This window comes from Lentzea aerocolonigenes, from assembly GCF_000974445.1.
Taxonomy (GTDB): Bacteria; Actinomycetota; Actinomycetes; order Mycobacteriales; family Pseudonocardiaceae; genus Lentzea; species Lentzea aerocolonigenes.
This window is the reverse complement of the sequence record NZ_BBOJ01000002.1, coordinates 70456-90477: the sequence shown is the minus strand read 5'-3', so window position 1 is coordinate 90477 and position 20022 is coordinate 70456. Positions and strand designations below refer to the sequence as shown.

Here is a 20022-nt window from a genome sequence, read left to right as displayed (position 1 = left end):
GAAAGAACCTCTTCTAAAAAGAATGAAGATCACGTACTGTGCCCGATCGGAGCGCAGTACTCAGGAACAGGTTCATGCGACTGAAGCACTCGGGCGATCTGAGGCGGGCTCACCGCGTCGAGGTTGTGCGGAGCTTCTGCAGTGGTGGGGTGGACGTCACCAAGACGCACGTGACGGCCGAGTTGTTCGACCAGACCATGGCGCGGCTGGCCCGGAAACGGGTTTCCAGCACTGGAGAGCGCGCCGGAGGTTGTGGTCGGGCAGGTTCTCGACGTCGTTGCCGTTGTGCGGCACCAGGTGTACGAGGCGGTGCGGCACACGACCGGGACGACATGATCGTGGTCGACCTGGGCACCTCGGTGGTGAGGGGCATCGTGGACGGCGGGCGGTTGGTGCGCGGGGCGACGGACGACGCGGGGGAGTGCGGGCCGGCTTCGTGAACGTGCTCAACCCCGAGTTGATCCTGTTCGGCGGGTGGGTCAGTGGCGTGCTCGGAGAGCCTCTCCTGTCCGCGGTCACCCCGGTGATCGAGGAGTACGCGCTCGCACCCTGTTTCGAAGCGGCGACCGCCGTGCTGGGCAGGCACCAGGACAACCCGGTGTCCCTCGGCACGGCCGTGCTCGCCTTCGAAACCCACCTGCTCGACTGAACTTCCGAGGGGATCGATCCATGGGGCAACTCCGCCCGTTCAGAGCCGTGTCCGCGGTCGTGGCGTGTCTGGTCATGACCGGCTGCACCGCCGGTGCGCCACGTCCGGCGCCCGAACCCGAGGTGACGGTCGCCGTCTGGGGCAGCGAGCAGGACGCCAAGACCTACCAGCAGCGCGTCGACCTGGCGAGTGACCGGGTCCCGGGCGTCAACGTCAAGCTGTTGCACCTCAAGGACGGCGACTACGGCTCGAAGATCGGGAAGATGATCGCGGACGGCAACCCGCCCGACATCATCGAGGTCAACGAGTCCGTGCACAGCTACAGCAGCAAGAACCAGTTGCTGCCGCTCAACAACTTCATCGAGACGGAGAAGGTCGACCTGGTCGCGAGGTTCGGCGAACGCGCCGCGCACTCCTACGACCGCGAAGGCAAGACGTGGGCGCTGCCCGACCGCAACGGGCCGATGGTCCTGTACTACAACAAGGATCTCTTCGACAAGGACGGCGTCGCGTATCCGACCGCCGACTGGAAGTGGCCTGACTTCCTGGCGGCGGCCCAGAAGCTGACGATCAAGGACGGCGACAAGACCATGCGCTACGGGTTCGCCGCGGGCGACTGGTGGCCGTGGTGGATGGCGTTCATGCTGCAGAACGGCGGCAGGGTCCTCGACGACGCCGGCAAGCCGGTGATCAACTCGCCGGAGAACGTCAAGGCGATGCAGTTCTACGCTGATCTGGTGCACAAGCACCACGTCGCTCCGTCCAAAAAGGACTACGAGGCGCTGAAGGTCGGCAGCCCCGACCAGCTCTTCGCGCAGGGCAACGCCGCGATGATCATGACTGGTTTCTGGAACATCGCCTCGCTCAAGGACGCCCCGCAGGTGCGGTGGGGCATCTCGCCGCTGTTCAAGAACACCAAGCAGGCGACGATCTCGTTCCAGAGCGGCCTCGCGATCACGAAGTCGAGCACCCGTCCCGAGCTCGCGTTCAAGGTGCTCGACTTCCTGACCACCGCCGAGGGACAGAAGCCGATCGCCACCAACGGCCAGGACGCCCCCGCCAACCGCGAGGTGCAGGACAGCGACGACTTCCTGCGCCCGGCGTGGGCCATCGGTGACGTGAACATGGGCGCGTTCAAGCAGTCCGCCGAGTTCGCCTACGCGCCACCGATGACGCCGGAGTGGGGCAGCATGCAGAAGGCGTTCGGGACGATCATCGGTGAGATCTGCGACGGCGTCATCACGCCGAAGGACGGCCTGGCAGCAGCCCAGCGGTCGCTGGAGAACCTGGGCAAATGACCTCGCGGAGGGCGGGGGAGCTCCCGCCCCGCCCTCCGGTTCATTGACGACCTATCGAGTGCCAGCTATGTTGGCGCTCACTTCCGGGACTGTCCGCGTGTTCCCCTTTTGAACCCTGTGCTGGGCGCTTGCACGTGCGCCCGTCGGGAAAGGCCGGCATGTCCTTGCGTCATCTCACCTTCACGTCGGCGCTCGTCGCCGTCGCCCTCACCGCGGCTGGGCTCGCGGTCTCCGTCACGACCAGCTCGGCCGCCACGCTCGACGACGGCCTGGTCGTGCACTACGACCTCACCCAGCCCTCCGGCACCGAGGTCACCGACAGCTCCGGCTTCGGCCGCCACGGCACGCTCAGCGGCGACACGACCTGGCTGGGCGCGGAAGGCCTCCGTCTCGGCGGTGTGAACGGTCACGTCCGCCTGCCGGACAACGTGATCCGCGGGCTCGCCGACGTCACCGTCTCGGTCCAGGTCGAGCTCGCCGCCGACCAGTCCGTCCCGTACTTCGTCTGGGGTCTCGGCAACACCGTGGCCAACACCGGGAACGGCTACCTGTTCGCGACGGGTGACCAGTTCCGCGCGTCGATCGCGAGCGGCGACTGGTCGACCGAACAGACTGTCGACAGTGGACGGAGCCTCGCCCGCGGCAGCTGGCGCACGATCACCTACGCGCTGGCGGGCGGCACCGCGGTTCTCTACGAGGACGGTGTCGAGGTCGCCAGGAAGACCGGCGTCACCACCACCGCGGGCTCCCTAGGCGACGGCACCACCACGGCCAACTACCTCGGGCGCTCGGTCCACCCGTCCGACCGCTACCTCAAGGGCAAGGTACGCGACTTCCGCCTGTACGGCCGTGCGCTGAGCGCGGGCGAGGCGCGCGAACTGGGCAAGACGACGGCGTCGGGCAGGCCTGCCGCCGATGTCGCTGCGGTGAACCTGGGGGACACGTCGGCCAGGACCGACGACCTGAAGCTTCCCCTCAAGGCCGCGGGCGGCTCGGCCATCTCCTGGGAGTCGAGCAGGCCGTCGGTGGTGTCAGCGGCCGGTGTCGTCACCCGGCCCGCGCCACGCACGGGCGACGCGACGGTGACGCTCACCGCGACCGCCACCTACGCCGGGTACACCGCCAAGCGCGACTTCACCGTGACGGTGCCGGAAGACGACACCGACCGTCAGAAGGTCGACAACGCGCTGAAGAACATCGTGATCCACGACGAGGACACGGTCCGGGGCAACATCACGCTCCCGGCGAAGGGCGCCCGCGACGTCGCGTTCACCTGGCAGAGCAGCGATCCCCGCGTCGTCACCGCGACCGGCGAGGTGACCCGGCCACCGCACGGGTCGCGGCCGCGCACCGCCCGGCTCTCCGTGCGGGCGACCAAGGGCTACACCAGCGCCACCCGCTACTTCACGCTCACCGTCCTGCCGTTGCCCGCGAACGCGGCGATGGAGGGCTACCTGTTCACCTACTTCACCGGTGAGGCGAACCAGGACAGCGAACAGGTGCACTTCGCGGTGAGCCGCGGCAACGACCCGTTGCACTGGGACGAGCTCAACGGCGGCCGTCCCGTGCTGAGGTCCGAGCACGGCGAGACCGGTGTGCGCGACCCGTTCATCATCCGCAGCCCCGAAGGCGACAGGTTCTTCCTCCTCGCGACCGACCTCCAGATCAACGGCGGTCGCGGCTGGGACGCGGCGATGCGTCACGGCAGCAGGCACCTCGAGATCTGGGAGTCGACGGACCTCGTCACGTGGTCGGACCAGCGGCACGTCCCGGTCTCGGACCCCGCGGCCGGCATGACGTGGGCTCCTGAAGCGACGTACGACCCGTTGATCGGCGCCTACGTCGTCTACTGGGCGTCCAACCTGTACTCGCCCGGCGACGCGAACCACGCCGGTCCGACGTATCCGCGGATGATGTACTCGACCACGCGCGACTTCCGCACCTTCACCCCGCCGCAGGTCTGGAACGACCCCGGCCGCGGCGTGATCGACTCCACCGTTCTCAAGGAGGGCGAGTACTACTACCGCCTCACCACCGACGAGAAGGTCATCGGGTCGTGCGCGCGTGACGTCGTGCTGGAGCGGTCGAAGGACCTGCGCGCGGTGGACCTGCCGGGTTCCGGGCCGCGCAACTGGGAGCTCGTCGACGACTGCGTCCGCACCGGGCTCGGCACGGACTGGGTCGAGGGTCCGACGGTGTTCAAGTCCAACGACGGCAAGAAGTTCTACGCCTTCCTCGACGAGACGCCGCGTCGCGGGTACCTCCCGTTCGTCACCGACTCGCTGGCGAACCCGAACTGGTCGATCCCCGCGGAGTACCAGCTGCCCGCGAAACCCCGTCACGGCACGGTGCTGCCGGTCTCCAAGGCCGAGCTCGAACGGCTCAGGAAGGGCCCACCGCCGGTGCGCGCCAACAAGAAGGGCGTCGTGGCGGACTACGACCTGCGCGGTGGCGCGGGGCCGGCCGTCGCCGACCTGTCCGGAAACGGCCGCACGGCAACGATCGAGGGTGACGTCAGCCGCTCGTCGGCAGGGCTCGTCTTCGGTGGCACGGACGGTCATCTCCGCCTGCCGGACAACCTCACGGCAGGACTCGACGCGATGACCGTGTCCGTCCGGGTGTGGGTCGACCCGGCGCAGCAGGGCCTGTACTCCCTGTGGGACATCGGCAACCTCCACGTCGACAGCGGACTCGCTCTGCCCCGCGGGGCCTGGCACACCATCACGTACACGTTGTCGAACGGGACTGCTCGCGTGTTCGACGACAGCGTCGAATTCGCGCGGGTGGACGGCGTCACGAGAATTCCGCGTGACATCAAGACGTCGGACTTCGCCGGCCGGTACCTCAAGGGCAAGATGCGCAGCCTGACCGTGTGGAACAGGGTTCTTTCAGCGCAGGAGATCGCCGCGCTTCGGCGGTGAGAGGAGGTTTGTCCACAGGACAAACCGATGTCGTGGGCCTGTCCGCATCGGACAGGCACTGGCAGTGGGCCACTCGGCGGTGTGACAGGGGATTTCGCCGTGGTTACAGTCCGATTTCTGGGAGCGCTCCCGGAAATCGGATTCCCCCTGTCGGACATCCTCAGGAGGTCGTTTTGACCTGGCGATTTCTCCGAGCGGTGGTGGCCGGCCTGCTCCTGGCGGCCTGTGCGGTCATCGCTCCAGTCCCGGCCGGTGCGGCCGCGCCCGCGCGGATCATGGCACTCGGCGACTCCATCACCGGCTCACCAGGCTGCTGGCGGGCATTGCTCTGGAAACACCTGCAAGACACCGGACACACCGACGTCGACTTCGTCGGCTCGCTCCCGGCACCGGGTTGCGGGTTCACCTACGACGGCGACAACGAGGGCCACGGCGGGATCCTGGCGACGAACATCGTGCGGGACAACCAGCTTCCCGGCTGGCTGTCGTCCGCACGTCCGGACGTCGTGCTCATGCACCTGGGCACCAACGACGTCTGGAACAACATCCCGGCCGCCACGATCCTGAACGCCTACACGACGATGCTCGGCCAGATGCGGGCGAGCAACCCGTCGATCAAGCTGGTCGTGGCCCAGATCATCCCGATGAACCCGTCCAACTGCTCGGCCTGCGCACAACGCGTGGTCGACCTCAACGCCGCGATTCCCGGCTGGGCACGCGCGAACAGCACGGCGGCCTCACCGATCACCGTCGTGGACCAGTGGACGGGCTTCAGCACGTCGGCGGACACCACCGACGGCGTGCATCCCAACAGCTCCACCGGCATCCAGAAGATCGAGAGCCGCTGGTACCCGGCCGTGGTCGCGGCGCTCGGCGGCGGTAGCACCCCGACCGCCGGCCTGCACGTCGAGGGAACGCGGGTCGTCGAGGCCAACGGCACGCCGTTCGTCATGCGCGGCGTGAACCACGCCTACGTCTGGTACCCGACGCAGAACAGGGCGTTCGCGGACATGAAGTCGTTCGGCACCAACACGGTGCGCGTCGTGCTCGGCAGCGGCCAGCGGTGGGGCCCGACGCCGGCCTCCGAGGTCACGAACGTCATCTCGTTGTGCAAGCAGAACAAGATGATCTGCGTGCTGGAGGTGCACGACACCACGGGCTACGGCGAGCAGAGCGGTGCGGCGACGCTGGACCAGGCGGCGACGTACTGGGTCGGCGTGGCGAACGCGCTGAAGGGCCAGGAGAACTACGTCGTCATCAACCTGGGCAACGAGCCGTTCGGCAACAACGCGACGGTGAGCGCCACTTGGGCGAGCGCGACGAGCACTGCGATCAGCCGGTTGCGCAGTGCGGGGCTGCAACACCTGATCATGGCCGACGCGCCGATGTGGGGTCAGGACTGGGGCAACATCATGCGGGACAACGCTGCTTCGGTCTTCAACGCCGACCCGCAGCGCAACACGGTGTTCTCCATCCACATGTACGGCGTGTACGACACCGCCGCGGAGATCAACGCGTACTTCGACGCGTTCAAGTCGGCCGGACTGCCTCTGGTCGTCGGGGAGTTCGGGCACAACCACAGCGACGGCAACCCGGACGAGGACACGATCATGGCGCAGGCCCAGGCCCGCGGTCTGGGTTACCTCGGCTGGTCGTGGAGCGGCAACAGCAGTGACGTCGCCTACCTCGACATGACGAACTCCTTCAACCCGGCGAGCCTCACGCCGTGGGGCGAGCGGTTCCTCAACGGCGCCAACGGTGTCCGGGCCACGTCGAAGGAGGCGACCATCTTCGGCGGCGGAGGTGGCGACTCCGAACCACCCACCACGCCCGGCACACCGACGGCCTCGGTCGTGACGTCGACCGGTCTCGCGCTGAGCTGGACGGCCTCGACCGACAACGTGGGTGTCACCGCCTACGACGTGTACCGTGCGGTCGGCAGCGGCGCGTTCACGCTGGTGGGCTCGGCGGCGTCGACGACCTACGCCGACAGCGGCCTGACGCCGTCGACCACGTACCGGTACCAGGTGCGGGCGAAGGACGCCGCCGGCAACGTCTCCGCGAACTCGGGCATCGTCTCGGCGACGACGAGCGCGGGCGGCGGTCCCGGCACGTGCAAGGTGGCCTACTCCGCCCAGAACTGGGGCGGTGGCAACGGGTTCACCGCGAACGTGACCATCACGAACACGGGAACGAGCACGGTCAACGGCTGGACGCTGGCGTTCAGCTTCCCCGGCGGCCAGAAGGTCACCCCGCCCGGTTGGGGCGCGACCTTCGCCCAGTCCGGCGCGAACGTCACGGCGACCAACCTGACGTGGAACGGCACGCTGGCGCCGAACGCGTCGGCGAACGTCGGGTTCAACGCGACGTACAGCGGCTCGAACCCGGCGCCGGCCTCGTTCACGCTCAACGGGAGCACCTGCACGACCGTTTGACCCCGCGCACCGCGGGCGGTGACTTCGGGTGACCGGCGTTGTCGGTCACCCGAAGTCACCACGTGATGCGGTTAGAGTGATCTTCGCGGCCCCTTGGGCGGGAAGCGCTTGCTACCAGGACGGGCGTCAAGTTCTTACCGAAGTAAGACGTACAAGATTCAATTAATCCGAGTAGCCGTCTCGCACGTACTCCTGATCATGCACGGCATGAGCGAGGAGGACGAATGACACACCGCGAAGCCGACAGACGGAAGTTCCGCCTGATCGCCTCGTTGGCGGCGGTGGCCGTGGTGGCCGCAGGTACCGCCACCGTGGCGCTGGCCGCCAAGAACGGTGACCCGGCGCCAGTTGGTGCGTTCGTGCCCATCGAGAAGGTGGCCGCCAACGTCGTGAACCCGAAGGTGCAGAACGGTGGCGCCAGCGGTGTGTTCACGGTCGACTGCGGCACCAACGAGAACGGCAAGTTCAGCGCAGACAACCCGGTCGCGCAGCCCGGTCTCCAGCACGGCGCACAGCACGTCCACGACTTCGTGGGCAACCTGTCGATCAGCGCCGACTCGACCGACGAGAGCCTCGAGGACTCGGACACCACCTGCAAGAACGGGGACAAGTCGTCCTACTTCTGGCCGGTCGTGCGCATCAACCCGAAGGCCAACGTGAACTCGTCCGGCTCCAACCCGGACAAGGTCAAGGAGGCCGGTCCCGCCGAGATCGCCTGCCCGTCGGTCAAGGACCGGCTGCCCGCGGTGCCTCAGCAGGCCAAGGACGAGGTCAACAGGAACCTCGAACTGCTGGACAAGCAGATCAAGGAAGCCAACGACCGGGTGGCGCGCAACGAGAACCCCGGTGACCCGAACTTCGTGAACAACGCGATCCTCGGCCCGCTGCGCAGCAAGCGCGTGGCGACCATCGACCGGATCGCGATCTCCATCGGCCGTTCGGCCAAGAAGCCGAACCTGACCTCGCTCGTCGAGTGCGACCTGCGCTTCGGTCACGGCGGCGCCGGCCACGGTGACCACAACAAGCCGAAGAAGTTCTCCGGCCAGGCACTGGAACAGGCTCAGGGTCAGGGCAACAAGGACGACAACGCCACGCCCACGGTCAAGTGCCCGTCGGTGCGCGGCGAACTGCCCGGCATCCCGGACCAGGCGGTCGAAGAGGTGGACCGCAACCTGGCGCTGCTGGACAAGCAGATCGCCGAGGCCAACCAGCGGATCGTGACCACCAAGGGACAGGGTGGGCCGAACTTCATCAACAACGCGATTCTCGGGCCGCTGAAGGACAAGCGGGTCGCGACGCTGGACCGGATCGCCATCGCGATCGGCCGCAACGCCCAGAGGCCGCAGGGCCTGGAACGCCTCGCCCCGTGTGCCCTCAACAACGAGGGCGGCAACAACAACGGTGGCAACAACAACGGCGGTGGCAACAACAACGGCGGGAACAACAACGGCGGGAACAACAACGGCGGCAACAACAACGGCGGCAACAACAACGGTGGTGCCAACACCACGCCGCCGCTGGCCGCGCCGTCCGGCAAGGACCTGGAGCTCGTCGGCAACAACGGCAAGATCGTCCGCCCGGCCCAGGTGAAGATCGAGTACCGCGGCAACGCGACCAGCAAGGTCACCGCGATGCCGAAGTTCCTGAAGATGATCGTCGGTGACGCGAAGCCGACCAGCCGCGGTCCCGCCAACGCCCGTGCCACGTGGACCTGCAGCGGGTTCGAGGACCGGCTGTCGGACAAGTACGTCATCTGCCCCAACGGCAGCCAGGTCATGCGCGTGCACAACTTCGCCGGGTGCTGGGACGGCAAGAACACCGACAGCGCCAACCACCGCGACCACGTCCGGTTCGCGGACCAGAAGAGCGGCGCGTGCCCGAACGGCTTCAAGGCGATCCCGCAGCTGCGGATCAGCATCTCCTACAACATCCCGCGGGACGTCCAGGAGAAGGGCCAGTACCAGCTCGACGCCTTCCCGGAGGAGAACCACAACCCGTTCTCGGACCACAACGACTACGCGAACGTCAACTCCGACCAGACGATGGCGCAGATCGTGAAGTGCGTGAACGACGGGCGCAAGTGCTCCTGAGCGAACTGAGGTGGCGGTGCCTCCCGCACCGCCACCTCACACCGTCGTGAGCACCGAGTCGATGCGGTGGGCGATGCGCTCGTTGTCGGCGGGGGCGAGGCTCAGCCAGCCGTTCTCGCTGACCATCAGGTAGCGGCCCTCGGCCGTGTCGAACCAGTTGATCACCACGTGGGCCCGGTCGGCGGTGAGCTGCGTGCTGACGCGGCTCACCCCGAACTGTCCACCGCGGACCCTCCCCGCCGCGAGTTCCGCGACGACGGTGGCGTCCTGAGTGGACAGACCCGCCTGCTCGAGCGCCTGACGTTCGTCGAGCTCGTCGGCGCCCCAAGGGTCTTCGGACTCCGGTGCGTCCTCGTGCAGCCGCACGGCCGTCTGCAACGCGTCGAGCGGTACCGACAACCCGGCGCCCGGCCCGGCGTCACCGTCGGGCAGCACCTCCACGACGGTCCTGGCGAGGCCCGTGGGCCGGATCTCCATCACCCCGACCTGGTCGCCGTCGATGACCACCAGCGCCGCTTCGTCGTCGGTCGACACGGCCAGCGCCCGCACCGTGCGGTCGTAGTGGCCGACCGCGTCCACCGCGACGTCGTGCTCGGACAGCAGGTGCAGCAGCGCGGCCAGGTGCTGGTCGTACAGCAGGCCGCGGCTCGCGAGGTCGTCGCGCACGTCGTGCTCGATGTTCCTGCGCTCGGACTCGGTCGCACCGAAAGCCGGCACGTCCAGCGGGTACGGCAGCCTGCCGAGCTCGTGGTGCCGCCACAGCACGGCGAGCTCGGCCTGGGTCAGCGTGAAGTCCGGCGCGATCACGGTGACGGCTCCGGCGACGGCTTCTTCTTCGGCTTGGCGCCGCCGATCACGGAGGGCGGCAGGTTCTCGCCCGGCACCTCGAACAGGTCACCGGCCATCAGGTACGACGCCGCGCGGTGCTCCTTGTCCTCCTCGCCCTTGCCGGACACCGGACCGCCCATGGGTCCGCCGGCCGCTCCCTGGCCCGCGCCGGCCGCCGCCGCGGCACCGGGCCCGACCCCTCCGGCGGGCACGGGACCGCGGCCCTGCGAGGTGACGCCCGCGGCGCCACCAGCCTGCATCGCCGCGCCACCGGACTGGCCGCCGGTGGTGAACTGACCTGCGGGGAAGCCACCACGTCCCGCACCGCCACCGAACCCGCCAGAGCCGCCGGGCCCCGCGGGGACGCCGGGACGCGCACCACCGCCCGCGCCGCCGGAGCCGGTGGAACCCGTGGTGGTCGGGCGCACCGGCGAGTGCGGATCGGCGTTCGGCACGGGACGCGCGGCACCAGGCCTGCCGGTCGACGTGCGCGGCGCGGTGCCGGACGTGCCGGTCGAGGTGCGCGGTGCGGCACCGGACGTGCTGGTCCGCGGCACGCTCTGCGGAGGCGCCCACGGCGGCACCCCGTACGACGCCGGCCGCTGCTCCGCCGGTGCCGAGTACCCGCCCGCACTCGGAGCGCTGTAACTCTGCGGCTGGTAGCTCGGCGCCGACGCGGCGGCCACGGCCGTGGGCGCCGACGCGGCGGCCACGGCCGTGCTGTCACCGGGAGAGTGGTGCGCGGCCGGTTGGTACGAGGGTTGCTGGATCTCCGGCGAGGGGCTCCCGGACGGACCGGAGTACGTCGCGGCCGGAGCCACGGGCGGTGCGCCACTCGGAGACGGCGGTGCGCTGGAGTCCGGAGTGGACTGCGTGCCGACGACGGGCGCACCGGAGGCGCCACTGAGCGATGGGCCGTCGGACGACCGCAGCATCATCGGCTGCGGCGGCTCCTCCGCCTTGCCCGTCACCGGGTTGTACGGCGGGATGAACGCGGGCGTGGAGGCGTCGATCTCGTGCGACTGCTTCTCCATCGTCTCCATGACGGTCACGGCCTGCTCGTGCGCCGCGCGTGCCTTCTCGCTCGCGGCCTGGATGTCGGCCGCCGACGCGGTGAAGCCCGCGAGCCCGGGGTCGCCCTGCCCGCGCGCGGCGGCGTCGAGGGTGAAGGTGGGCGGCTCCGGCATGGTGGCCCTGGCGGTCGCCATGATCCGGCCCTGGGCGGCGACCCTGTCACCGACCTCGACGGCGGTCTTCGCGGTCGTGGTGATCCACTCCGCGAGCCTGCGGATCGCGGCCCGCGCGCCCTCGGCGGCCTCACCGGTCCAGCCGGACTCGCTCGCCGCCACGCGCTTCGTGATGAGCTGCGCCGACTCGGTGAGCTCCGCGCCGAACTGGGCCCACTCGGAACCGATCTCGCCCGCCTGACCCGGATCGTTGAAGTGGTGGACCGAGTCGTACAGCTCGCGGTGGGAGCGAGCGGCCCAGTTCTGGGTGTCGCGCAGCACCAGGTCGTTCTCCGGGAGCATGACAGCCTCTCGTTCAGCCGTGCTTGCTGATGTCGGTCGTGGCGTCCGTGTCGACCTGGACGTAATTGCGGATCGCCGTGCTGACCGCCTCGTGCGTTTGTTCCAGAACGGTGCGATAGGCCGTCATCACATTCACGAATGAGTGAACTTCACCGTCGGCGCGGTGTTCGAACTTGTGAGTCATCGCCTGACCGACAGGATTGGCACCCAACGGCGCGGGGCGTGCGAGCCTGCCCGCGCGCTCCAGCCAGGAGTCGACCTGGTCGATCTGCTCGCGGAGGGTTTTGCGCAGTTCCTCGCCTGTCGCAGGGTCGAGCGTAACTTGCCCGGAGGTGACGCTGTTATTAAGAGCGACGGCCTCTCCATCGGCAGGCGGCGGCGACTGCGAGTCCACGAGGTACATGGCCCGAGCATTGGCGCACCCGCCAACGCCCGGCCAACGTGCCACCAATGTTGCTGACGGAAGTTCACCACGATGCGTGTCAACCTCCTCGGGACGGTCGAGCTGGTGCCGGCGGGCGACGAGCCACTGCTGCTCGCCGCCACGAAGCGGCGTGCGGTCCTCGCGGCGCTGGCGCTCGAGCTCAACCGCGTCGTCTCCGGCGACCGGCTGCTGTCGCTCGTGTGGGACGGTGCCCCGCCACCGCAGGCGAAGGCCGCGTTGCAGGGCCACGTCGCCCAGCTGCGCAAGCTCCTCGGATCCACCTTGGACCTGGTGACGCGCGCACCGGGCTACGCGCTCGTGGGCGAACGGCACGAGGTCGACGTGTTCCGGTTCGAGGACCTGGTGGCCGGTGCGTGGCAGGCCGACGACGAGACGGCGGCGGAGAGGCTGACCTCGGCGCTGGAGCTGTGGCGGGGGCCGTTCCTCGCGGACGTGCCGGGCAGACGGCTGCACGAGGCGTACGAGGCACGGCTCGAGGAGCTGCGGCTCACCGCCGTCGAGGAGCTCGGCGCACGGCTGGTCGAGCTCGGCCGCGCCGGGCAGGCGGTGACGAGCCTGCGGGCGGCGGTGGCGGACCACCCGTTGCGTGAACCGCTCGTGGCCAGACTGATGCTCGCGCTGCACCGCACCGGACGGCAGGCGGAGGCGCTGGACCTCTTCGGACGCACGCGCGCGCAGCTGGCCGACGAACTCGGCGTCGACCCCGGTCCCGAGCTGCGGGCCGCGCACCACGCCGTGCTGACCGACGACCCGTCCCCGCGTCCGTCGCGAACGTCCGTCCAGGCACCGGCGCAGCTGCCGCACGAGCACCGCGGCTTCGTCGGCCGCCACACCGAGCTGTCCGTGCTGGACGGTCTGCTCGCCGACGCGGGCATCGGACTGCTGGCCGGTCCGCCCGGCGTCGGCAAGACGGCCCTGGCCCTGAGGTGGGCGCACCGGGTCGCGGACAAGTTCCCCGACGGCCAGCTGTTCGTCGACCTGCGCGGGTTCGCCGAGCGCAAGCCGCTCGACGTGAAGACCGCGCTCGTGGGTTTCCTGCGCGCGCTCGGCGTGGAGAACGTGCGCCTGTCGGGCGGCCTGGACGCGCTCGCCGCCCAGTACCGGTCGCTGCTCGCCCAGCGGCGGATGCTCGTCGTGCTGGACAACGCCCGGTCCGTCGAGCAGGTCCGGCCGCTGCTGCCCGGTTCGCCGCGCTGCCTGGTCCTCGTCACGAGCAGGCACGGCCTCGACGACCTCGTGGTGACCGAGGGTGCCGTCGTGCTCGGCGTCGAGACCCTCGACGGCCGCACCGCGGGTGAGCTGCTGGCGGCGGGGCTCGGCAGGCACCGGACCGAGCCGGAACCGGAGGCGGTCGCGGAGCTGATCGGCCTGTGCGACGGCCTCCCGCTCGCGTTGCGCATTGTGAGCGCCCGCCTGGCGTCCCGTCCGCGGTGGACGATCCAGGCGCTGGTCGACGAGCTGCGCGACGAGCAGAGCAGGCTCGCGGCGTTCACCCTCCCCGAGGAGGGCCGCGGCGTGCAGTCGGCGCTGGCGGTGAGCTACCGGGAGCTGCCGGAAGGCGCGGCGCGGACGTTCCGCAGCCTCGGCCTGCACCCCGGCACCGACATCGACAGCTACGCCGCGGCCGCGTTGCTGGACGTGAACGCGGGGACGGCGCGCACGCACCTGCGCACCGTCGCGTCGGCGAGCCTGCTGCACGAGTCCACACCGGACCGGTACGTGCGGCACGACCTCGTGCGCCTGTTCACCCGGCAGCTCGTCGCGGGCGAGGACAACCAGGAGAGCGTGGACCGGCTGCTCGACTACTACCTGCACGTGGCGGACGCCGCCCGCGCGCTGCTGTCCGAACAACCCGAGCCGGTGACCACTCCGGTGCACCGCCCGGTGAGCTTCCCGGAGCTCACGTCCTACCGGTCGGCGATGGAGTGGTTCGAGCTGGAGGAGCACAACCTGCGGCTGCTGCTGGAGGTCGGCGACCAGCGGCGCACGTGGCAGCTGGCGTTGTGCCTCGACGCTTTCTACGCGCAGAACGGCAACCTGGTCGACCGGGTGAAGGTGTGCCGCACGGGTCTCGCGGCCGCTCACGGCGACCGGGAGGCGGAGGCCCGGTTGCTGGTGAGCGAGGGCGCCGCACTCGCCGACCTGGGCGAGCTGGAGGACGCCGTGCGCGAGTCCGAACGCGCCGTGCGGCTGGCCAGCGGCAAGATCGAGGGCATGGCCAGGGCGAACCTCGGCTACTGCCTCGCGGTGACCGGCAGGTTCGCCGACGCCCGCGAACGGATCCGGGAGGCGCTGGAGATCACCCGTGCGACCGGTGACCTCCGCGCACAGGCCGCCGTGCTCGACCGGCTGGCGAACGCGTTGCTGTGCCAGAACAAGGCGGCCGAGGCGCTCGTGCCCGCACGGGAGGCGCTGGAGGTGCACGCGAGCCTGCCGCTGTCCGCGGCGCACGCGGCAGCGCTCTACACCGCGGGGTCCGTGCTGCGGGCGACCGGCCAGACCGACGCGGCGCTGCGGACGTTCCAGGACGGCCTGTGCCTGGCCGACCGGGTCAGGGACCTGCGGCACGTGGCGTTGTTCCACCTCGTGATCGCTGAGCTGCAGGGTGACGAGGAGTCGGCGGTTGCGCACCGCGAGGCGGCGAGGTCGATCCACCGCCGGCTCGGCGTGGTGGAGCTGCCGGCGTCGCGCCGGGCCTCGGACTCGGAGACCCGGCGCACCGAACACCGTTCATCGTGAGGTGAGGTCTGCCAGCTTCGGTGGTGCCGGCAGAGTCGATGCCACGTAAGGCGTTTCGGTCGTGGGTGGCGTCGGGCCGAGAAGAGCCTTGCGCCACACTCGCATCGCGTCGAGGATCACGACGATCACGAGCAACGCGAACACCGCCGCGAGCACACCGTCCACAGTGGAGTTGGTGATGATCGCCTCCATCTGGTCGGTGTTCTTGGCCGGTGCGAGGAGCTTGCCCTGGGCGAGCGCGTCGGCGTACTTCTCCCGTTGCGCGAAGAAACCGAGCTTCGGGTCGGAGCTGAACACCTTCTGCCAGCTGGCCGTCAGCGTCACCGCGACGTCCCACGCGAGCGGAATGCCGGTGACCCAGGCCCATTTGACCCGGCCGCTCTTGATCAGCAACGTGGTGCAGACCGTGAGCGCGATGGCGGCGAGGAGCTGGTTCGCGATGCCGAACAACGGGAAGAGCTGGTTGATCCCGCCCAGCGGGTCGCTCACCCCGGCGTAGAGGAAGTACCCCCACGCGAGCACGACGGCGGCGCTGCAGATCCACAGTCCCGGCCGCCAGGACACCCGCGCGAACGGCTTCCACACGTTGCCCAGGCCGTCCTGCAGCATGAACCGGCCGACCCTGGTGCCCGCGTCCACCGTGGTGAGGATGAACAACGCCTCGAACATGATCGCGAAGTGGTACCAGAACGCCTTCATCGCGTCACCGCCGAGGAACTCCGAGAAGATCTCGGACATGCCCACGGCGAACGTCGGCGCGCCACCGGTGCGGGCGACGAGCGTGCTCTCCTGCACCGCGGCCGCCGCTGCCTGGAGCTCGGCCGGGGTGATGGTGAAGCCGAGTTGGGTGACGGCCGCCGACGCCGACTGCACGGTCGTGCCGACGAGACCGGCGGGGGAGTTCATCGCGAAGTAGATGCCTGGATCCAGCATGCACGCGGCGATCAGCGCCATCACCGCGACGAACGACTCCGCGAGCATCGCGCCGTAGCCGATCAGGCGGACCTGGGACTCCTTCTGGATCAGCTTCGGCGTGGTGCCCGAGGCGATCAGCGAGTGGAAGCCGGACAGGGCGCCGCACGCGATCGTGATGAACACGAACGGGAACAACGACCCGGTGAACACGGGTCCGGTGCCGCTGAACGCGAACTCGGTGAACGCCTCCGTCTTGAGAACGGGCGCAGTGACCAGAACACCCACCGCGAGCAGCACGATGGTGCCGATCTTCATGAACGTCGACAGGTAGTCGCGCGGGGCGAGCAGCATCCACACGGGAAGGACGCTCGCCACGAACCCGTAGCCCACCAGCCACAGCACGAGGGTCTTCGGTTCGAGCGTGAAGAATCCGGCCCAGCTGGAGGTCTGCACCCAGCCGCCCGCGACGATGGCGATGAGCAGGAGGACCACGCCGATGACGCTCGTCTCGACCACCCGGCCGGGCCGCATGACCCTCAGGTAGAAACCCATGAACAGCGCGATCGGGATGGTCATGGCGATCGAGAACGTGCCCCACGGCGACTTCGCCAGCGCGTTCACCACGACCAGTGCCAGCACGGCCAGCAGGATGATCATGATGGCGAAGACGCCGACGAGCGCCGCAGCGCCACCGATCGGCCCGATCTCGTCGCGGGCCATCTGGCCGAGGCTCTTGCCGTCGCGGCGCATGGAGAAGAACAGCGTGACCATGTCCTGCACGGCCCCGGCGAAGATCACGCCGACGATGATCCAGATCGTGCCCGGCAGGTACCCCATCTGCGCGGCGAGCACAGGACCGACGAGTGGGCCGGCGCCGGCGATCGCGGCGAAGTGGTGTCCGAAGAGGACACGACGGTCGGTGGGCTGGAAGTCCACCCCGTCGTCGAGCCGTTCCGCCGGGGTGGCGCGGGTGTCGTCGACCTTCAGCACCCTCTTGGCGATGAACTTGGCGTAGAAGCGGTAGGCGATCGCGTACGAGCCGAGTGCCGCGGCGACGAGCCAGACCGCGGACACGTTCTCGCCTCTGGACAGTGCGAGCACCGCCCAGGCGACCGCGCCGATCACGGCGACGACCGTCCACACCAGGACGGATCGCAACCTGGTCTTGTTCATGAAACTCCTTGTCAGCGTTGAAAAGGGTGCACGAATCCGGCCGGCCGCACTGAGCTCGCGGTCGGTTCGACTGGGGGTGGGGTCAGGTCAGGCCGGCGGTAGGCGTCCCATGCAGGCGCGCAGGCCCGCGTCCGGTGGCAGATCGGTGGTGAACCAGCGCATCGGGCCGATGCGGCGGCAGCTCACGGTGACGTCCCTAGCGGCCAGGTGTGCCCAAGCCGTGGGATGGGCGTAGACGGCGTCGTGCGGTGTCGCGTCGACAGGCCGGAGTTTGCGGTGCAGTTTGCCGCGGCTCATCACGCGCACGGAGAACTCACCGGAGTCTGCGCAGCACAGTCCGGTGACGTGCCAGTCGACGACGACCACCTCGTGCGGACGGAGTGCGTTGCGGGCCAACGTGTCCAGCAGGAACGTCACGTGGTCTCCCGGTGCAGCCACAACGCCACGGACAGGCACAGAACGGTGACGATGAGGCATCCGAACTGGTACCAGTAGAAGAAGGGAACGCCGGCCAGGCGGGGTTCGGCCCGTGCGTACAGGGGCACCGCCATGGCCGTGAGGCAGGGCAGCACCAGCAGGACGACCGTGGCAGGCCTCGAACTTCGCAGCCGCACCTTCGCACCTCCTCGAGCGTGTTTCCCATGAGTTGCGCGGGTGACGCGTTCGGTTTACACAGACGCGGAATTTTTTCTCGCGTATGTTGCGCCGGTGCCCGACGAGGAGGACGAGTCGTGACCGGAGTCGACGTGCCCGCGCTGCTGACGTTCGCGGCCGTCCTCGTGCTGACCTCGGCCGTGGCGGTCGCCGCCCGCTGGTTCTACCGCGCCGACGTGCTGCCGACGCCGACGGACTGGGCGGTGGCCGGGCGCCGCTTCGGCACCGTCACGACGTGGTTCCTGATGGGCGGCACGATCTACACCGCGTACACGTTCGTCGCCGTGCCCGGTGTGGTCTACGCCGAGGGTGCGATCGGGTTCTTCGCGCTGCCGTACACGGTCATCGTGTACCCGCTGGCGTTCTGGTTGCTGCCGAAGCTGTGGCGCGAGGCCCGCGACGTCGGCGCGGTCACGATCGCCGACGTGGTGCGGGTGCGGTACGACTCGCCCGGCCTCGCGCTCGCCGTCGCGTTGACGGGGATTCTCGTGACCATGCCGTACGTGGCCCTGCAGCTGCTGGGGATCCGCACGGTGCTGACCGTGCTCGGCGTCTACCCGGCCGGCATGACCGGTGACGTGATCCTCGGCGTGGTGTTCGCCGTGCTCGCGGTCGCCACCTACCGCAACGGGCTGCGCGCGGCGGCGGTGATCGGGTTCCTCAAGGGCGTGCTGGTGTTCGCGGCCATCGTCGTGATCATGGTGTTGCTGGGACCGCCGGACCGGCTGTTCGCCGAGGCCGAGCGGCGTTCGACCGGGCCGCCGGACCTGGTGTCGGCGGGCGTGGACGGCGGCGTGGTGACCACCCACCTCGATCCGGGGCTGTCGACGGCGTACGTGACGCTCGCGGTCGGCTCGGCGCTGGCGTTGCTGATGTACCCGCACGTGCTGACGGCGGCGTTCGCGGCACGGGGCGAGCAGGTGCTGCGCCGCAACTCCGTGGCGCTGCTGGGGTGGACGGCGCTGCTCGGCCTGTTCGCGTTGCTCGGAGTGGCCGCGCACGCGCTGGGGGTGGTCGTGGCGCAGGGCAGGGCCGAGCTGGCGGTGCCGACGATGATCACCCAGCTCATGCCGGGCTGGGCCGCGGGCGCGGTGTTCGGGGCGTTGGCGATCGGAGCGCTCGTGCCCGCGTCGATCATGTCGGTCGCCGCGGCGATGTTGTTCACCCGCAACGTCTACGTGGAGTACGTGAACCCGAACACGACCCCGAAGCAGCAGACGTCGATCGCGCGGTTCGTGTCGTTGCTGGTGAAGTTCGGCGCGCTGGGGTTCGTGCTGCTGCTCGCCGCGCAGGACACGATCAACCTCCAGCTGCTGGGCGGCGTGTGGGTGCTGCAGACGTTCCCCGCGGTGGTGCTCGGCGCCCTGACGCGTCGCCTGTCGCCCGCGGGCATGCTGGCCGGCTGGGCCGTCGGGATGCTGACGGGCACGCTGCTGGTGACCTCCGGCGGGTTCTCGGCCGTCGTGGTCCTCGGCGGGGTCCAGGTCTACGCGGCGGTGATCGCGTTGGCAGTGAACCTGGTGGTCGCGTTCGCGGTGAGCGCGGTGTGGCGCCGGTGAGCGAGGACCTGCCGGACACCGTCGAGGCGCTCGCCGCCCGTGACGCCGACCGGGAGGCCGCGCTGGCCGGCCTGTTCCACCGGCACCACCTGGAGCTCGTGCGGCTCGCGACCCTGCTCGGCGCCGAGTCCGACGCCGAGGACGTGGTGGCGGACGCGTTCTGCGAGCTGCACCGGGGCTGGAAGAGGCTGCGCTCGGAGCAGGCGGCGCTACCCTATTTGCGTGCGGTCATCGTGAACCGGGTCCGGATGCGCGTGCGGCACCTGCAGGTCGTGCGCAAGCACGTCGAGTGGGTGCGGGAGGACGTGGCGTCCGCGGAGTCCCAGGCCATGGTGCGCGACGACCAGCGCGCGTTGGTCGCGGCGTTGCGCTCGTTGCCGGAGCGGCAGCGCGAGGCGTTGGTGCTGAGGTACTGGCTGGGGCTGAAGGAGGCGGAGATCGCGGAGGCGATGGGCATCAGCGCGGGCGCGGTCAAGGCGCACACCGCGCGCGGCATGGCGAAACTGGGCAAGGTGCTGGAGGGGCAGGATGACTAGCAGCGAACAACGGCTGGAAGAAGCCCTCCGCCTGGTCGCCTCGGAGGTGACCACGTCGCCCGGCGCGTACCGCGAGGTGCAGTCGCGGTGGCGCCGCAAGGAACGCCGCCGCCGCCTGATCGTCGCGTCGCTGGCGACCGCCGTCGTGCTCGCGACCAACGGGATCGCGCTGTGGGCGCTCAACGACGCCCGGCCGGACCAGCACATCATCTTCACGGATCCGACGCACACGCGCTGATTGAAGCGTTTCA

15 protein-coding genes are annotated in these 20022 nt (G+C 69.5%); 9 read left to right on the top strand and 6 right to left on the bottom strand.

Annotation, left to right across the window (positions count from 1 at the left end; genetic code table 11):
• Positions 1–436 precede the first annotated feature (436 nt).
• The 5 genes from AOM45_RS04375 to AOM45_RS04355 all read left to right on the top strand — a co-directional run bounded on the left by AOM45_RS04375 (position 437) and on the right by AOM45_RS04355 (position 9393).
• Positions 437–649, top strand: coding sequence for an ROK family protein (locus AOM45_RS04375; protein WP_156094295.1), 213 nt, complete (start codon positions 437–439; stop codon positions 647–649).
• 20 nt (positions 650–669) lie between these two features.
• Entirely contained in the window at positions 670–1947 is a 1278-nt protein-coding gene (locus AOM45_RS04370; protein ID WP_030472369.1) for an ABC transporter substrate-binding protein, read from the top strand.
• Between the two features lie 158 nt (positions 1948–2105).
• On the top strand, positions 2106–4868 hold the full coding sequence (locus tag AOM45_RS04365; RefSeq protein ID WP_063757163.1) for an immunoglobulin-like domain-containing protein: 2763 nt from the start codon (positions 2106–2108) through the stop codon (positions 4866–4868).
• A gap of 173 nt (positions 4869–5041) precedes the next feature.
• Positions 5042–7303, top strand: coding sequence for a cellulase family glycosylhydrolase (locus AOM45_RS04360; RefSeq protein ID WP_030472367.1), 2262 nt, complete (start codon positions 5042–5044; stop codon positions 7301–7303).
• Between the two features lie 224 nt (positions 7304–7527).
• Positions 7528–9393 carry a DUF1996 domain-containing protein gene (locus tag AOM45_RS04355; protein ID WP_030472366.1) on the top strand — a complete coding sequence of 622 codons (1866 nt, stop codon included), beginning with the start codon at positions 7528–7530 and terminating at the stop codon, positions 9391–9393.
• A gap of 36 nt (positions 9394–9429) precedes the next feature.
• On the opposite strand, the gene AOM45_RS04350 is transcribed toward AOM45_RS04355, so the two are convergent.
• From AOM45_RS04350 to AOM45_RS04340, 3 genes are read right to left on the bottom strand one after another with little or no spacing between them, the layout of a single operon-like run.
• Positions 9430–10200 (bottom strand): ESX secretion-associated protein EspG, encoded by a 771-nt coding sequence (locus AOM45_RS04350; RefSeq protein ID WP_030472365.1) that lies wholly within the window; start codon positions 10198–10200, stop codon positions 9430–9432.
• Positions 10197–11750, bottom strand: a complete 1554-nt coding sequence (locus AOM45_RS04345; RefSeq protein WP_030472364.1) for a PPE domain-containing protein — start codon at positions 11748–11750, stop codon at positions 10197–10199. The genes AOM45_RS04350 and AOM45_RS04345 overlap by 4 nt, the downstream gene beginning before the upstream one ends.
• Positions 11751–11763: 13 nt before the next feature.
• Positions 11764–12153 (bottom strand): RidA family protein, encoded by a 390-nt coding sequence (locus AOM45_RS04340; RefSeq protein ID WP_081902645.1) that lies wholly within the window; start codon positions 12151–12153, stop codon positions 11764–11766.
• A gap of 72 nt (positions 12154–12225) precedes the next feature.
• Here AOM45_RS04340 and AOM45_RS04335 point away from each other — a divergent pair, with 72 nt between their 5' ends.
• Positions 12226–14934, top strand: coding sequence for an AfsR/SARP family transcriptional regulator (locus tag AOM45_RS04335; protein WP_063757162.1), 2709 nt, complete (start codon positions 12226–12228; stop codon positions 14932–14934).
• On the opposite strand, the gene AOM45_RS04330 is transcribed toward AOM45_RS04335, so the two are convergent.
• The 3 genes from AOM45_RS04330 to AOM45_RS04320 all read right to left on the bottom strand — a co-directional run bounded on the left by AOM45_RS04330 (position 14926) and on the right by AOM45_RS04320 (position 17636).
• Complete coding sequence (locus tag AOM45_RS04330) at positions 14926–17022, bottom strand: carbon starvation CstA family protein (protein WP_035913166.1); 2097 nt, start codon at positions 17020–17022, stop codon at positions 14926–14928. The two genes, AOM45_RS04335 and AOM45_RS04330, sit on opposite strands and share 9 nt — an antisense overlap.
• Positions 17023–17109: 87 nt before the next feature.
• Entirely contained in the window at positions 17110–17439 is a 330-nt protein-coding gene (locus tag AOM45_RS04325) for a hypothetical protein (protein ID WP_030472360.1), read from the bottom strand.
• Positions 17436–17636, bottom strand: a complete 201-nt coding sequence (locus AOM45_RS04320; protein ID WP_030472359.1) for a DUF3311 domain-containing protein — start codon at positions 17634–17636, stop codon at positions 17436–17438. The genes AOM45_RS04325 and AOM45_RS04320 overlap by 4 nt, the downstream gene beginning before the upstream one ends.
• A gap of 117 nt (positions 17637–17753) precedes the next feature.
• On the opposite strand from AOM45_RS04320, the gene AOM45_RS04315 reads away from it, so the two are divergent.
• From AOM45_RS04315 to AOM45_RS04305, 3 genes are read left to right on the top strand one after another with little or no spacing between them, the layout of a single operon-like run.
• On the top strand, positions 17754–19235 hold the full coding sequence (locus tag AOM45_RS04315) for a sodium:solute symporter family protein (protein WP_051784526.1): 1482 nt from the start codon (positions 17754–17756) through the stop codon (positions 19233–19235).
• Positions 19232–19771: an RNA polymerase sigma factor gene (locus AOM45_RS04310; protein ID WP_201779885.1), complete on the top strand. Its 540-nt coding sequence runs from the start codon at positions 19232–19234 to the stop codon at positions 19769–19771. Before AOM45_RS04315 ends, AOM45_RS04310 begins: the two co-directional genes overlap by 4 nt.
• Positions 19764–20009 (top strand): hypothetical protein, encoded by a 246-nt coding sequence (locus tag AOM45_RS04305; RefSeq protein ID WP_035913164.1) that lies wholly within the window; start codon positions 19764–19766, stop codon positions 20007–20009. The genes AOM45_RS04310 and AOM45_RS04305 overlap by 8 nt, the downstream gene beginning before the upstream one ends.
• The last annotated feature ends 13 nt before the right edge of the window (positions 20010–20022 follow it).

What these genes read in the sequence shown, in the direction of transcription:
- AOM45_RS04370 (WP_030472369.1), top strand. Translation starts at nt 670, where the DNA reads ATGGGGCAACTCCGCCCGTTCAGAGCCGTGTCCGCGGTCGTGGCGTGT.
- AOM45_RS04305 (WP_035913164.1), top strand. Translation starts at nt 19,764, where the DNA reads ATGACTAGCAGCGAACAACGGCTGGAAGAAGCCCTCCGCCTGGTCGCC.
- AOM45_RS04335 (WP_063757162.1), top strand. Translation starts at nt 12,226, where the DNA reads ATGCGTGTCAACCTCCTCGGGACGGTCGAGCTGGTGCCGGCGGGCGAC.
- AOM45_RS04365 (WP_063757163.1), top strand. Translation starts at nt 2,106, where the DNA reads ATGTCCTTGCGTCATCTCACCTTCACGTCGGCGCTCGTCGCCGTCGCC.
- AOM45_RS04345 (WP_030472364.1), bottom strand. Translation starts at nt 11,750, where the DNA reads ATGCTCCCGGAGAACGACCTGGTGCTGCGCGACACCCAGAACTGGGCC.
- AOM45_RS04340 (WP_081902645.1), bottom strand. Translation starts at nt 12,153, where the DNA reads ATGTACCTCGTGGACTCGCAGTCGCCGCCGCCTGCCGATGGAGAGGCC.
- AOM45_RS04330 (WP_035913166.1), bottom strand. Translation starts at nt 17,022, where the DNA reads ATGAACAAGACCAGGTTGCGATCCGTCCTGGTGTGGACGGTCGTCGCC.
- AOM45_RS04355 (WP_030472366.1), top strand. Translation starts at nt 7,528, where the DNA reads ATGACACACCGCGAAGCCGACAGACGGAAGTTCCGCCTGATCGCCTCG.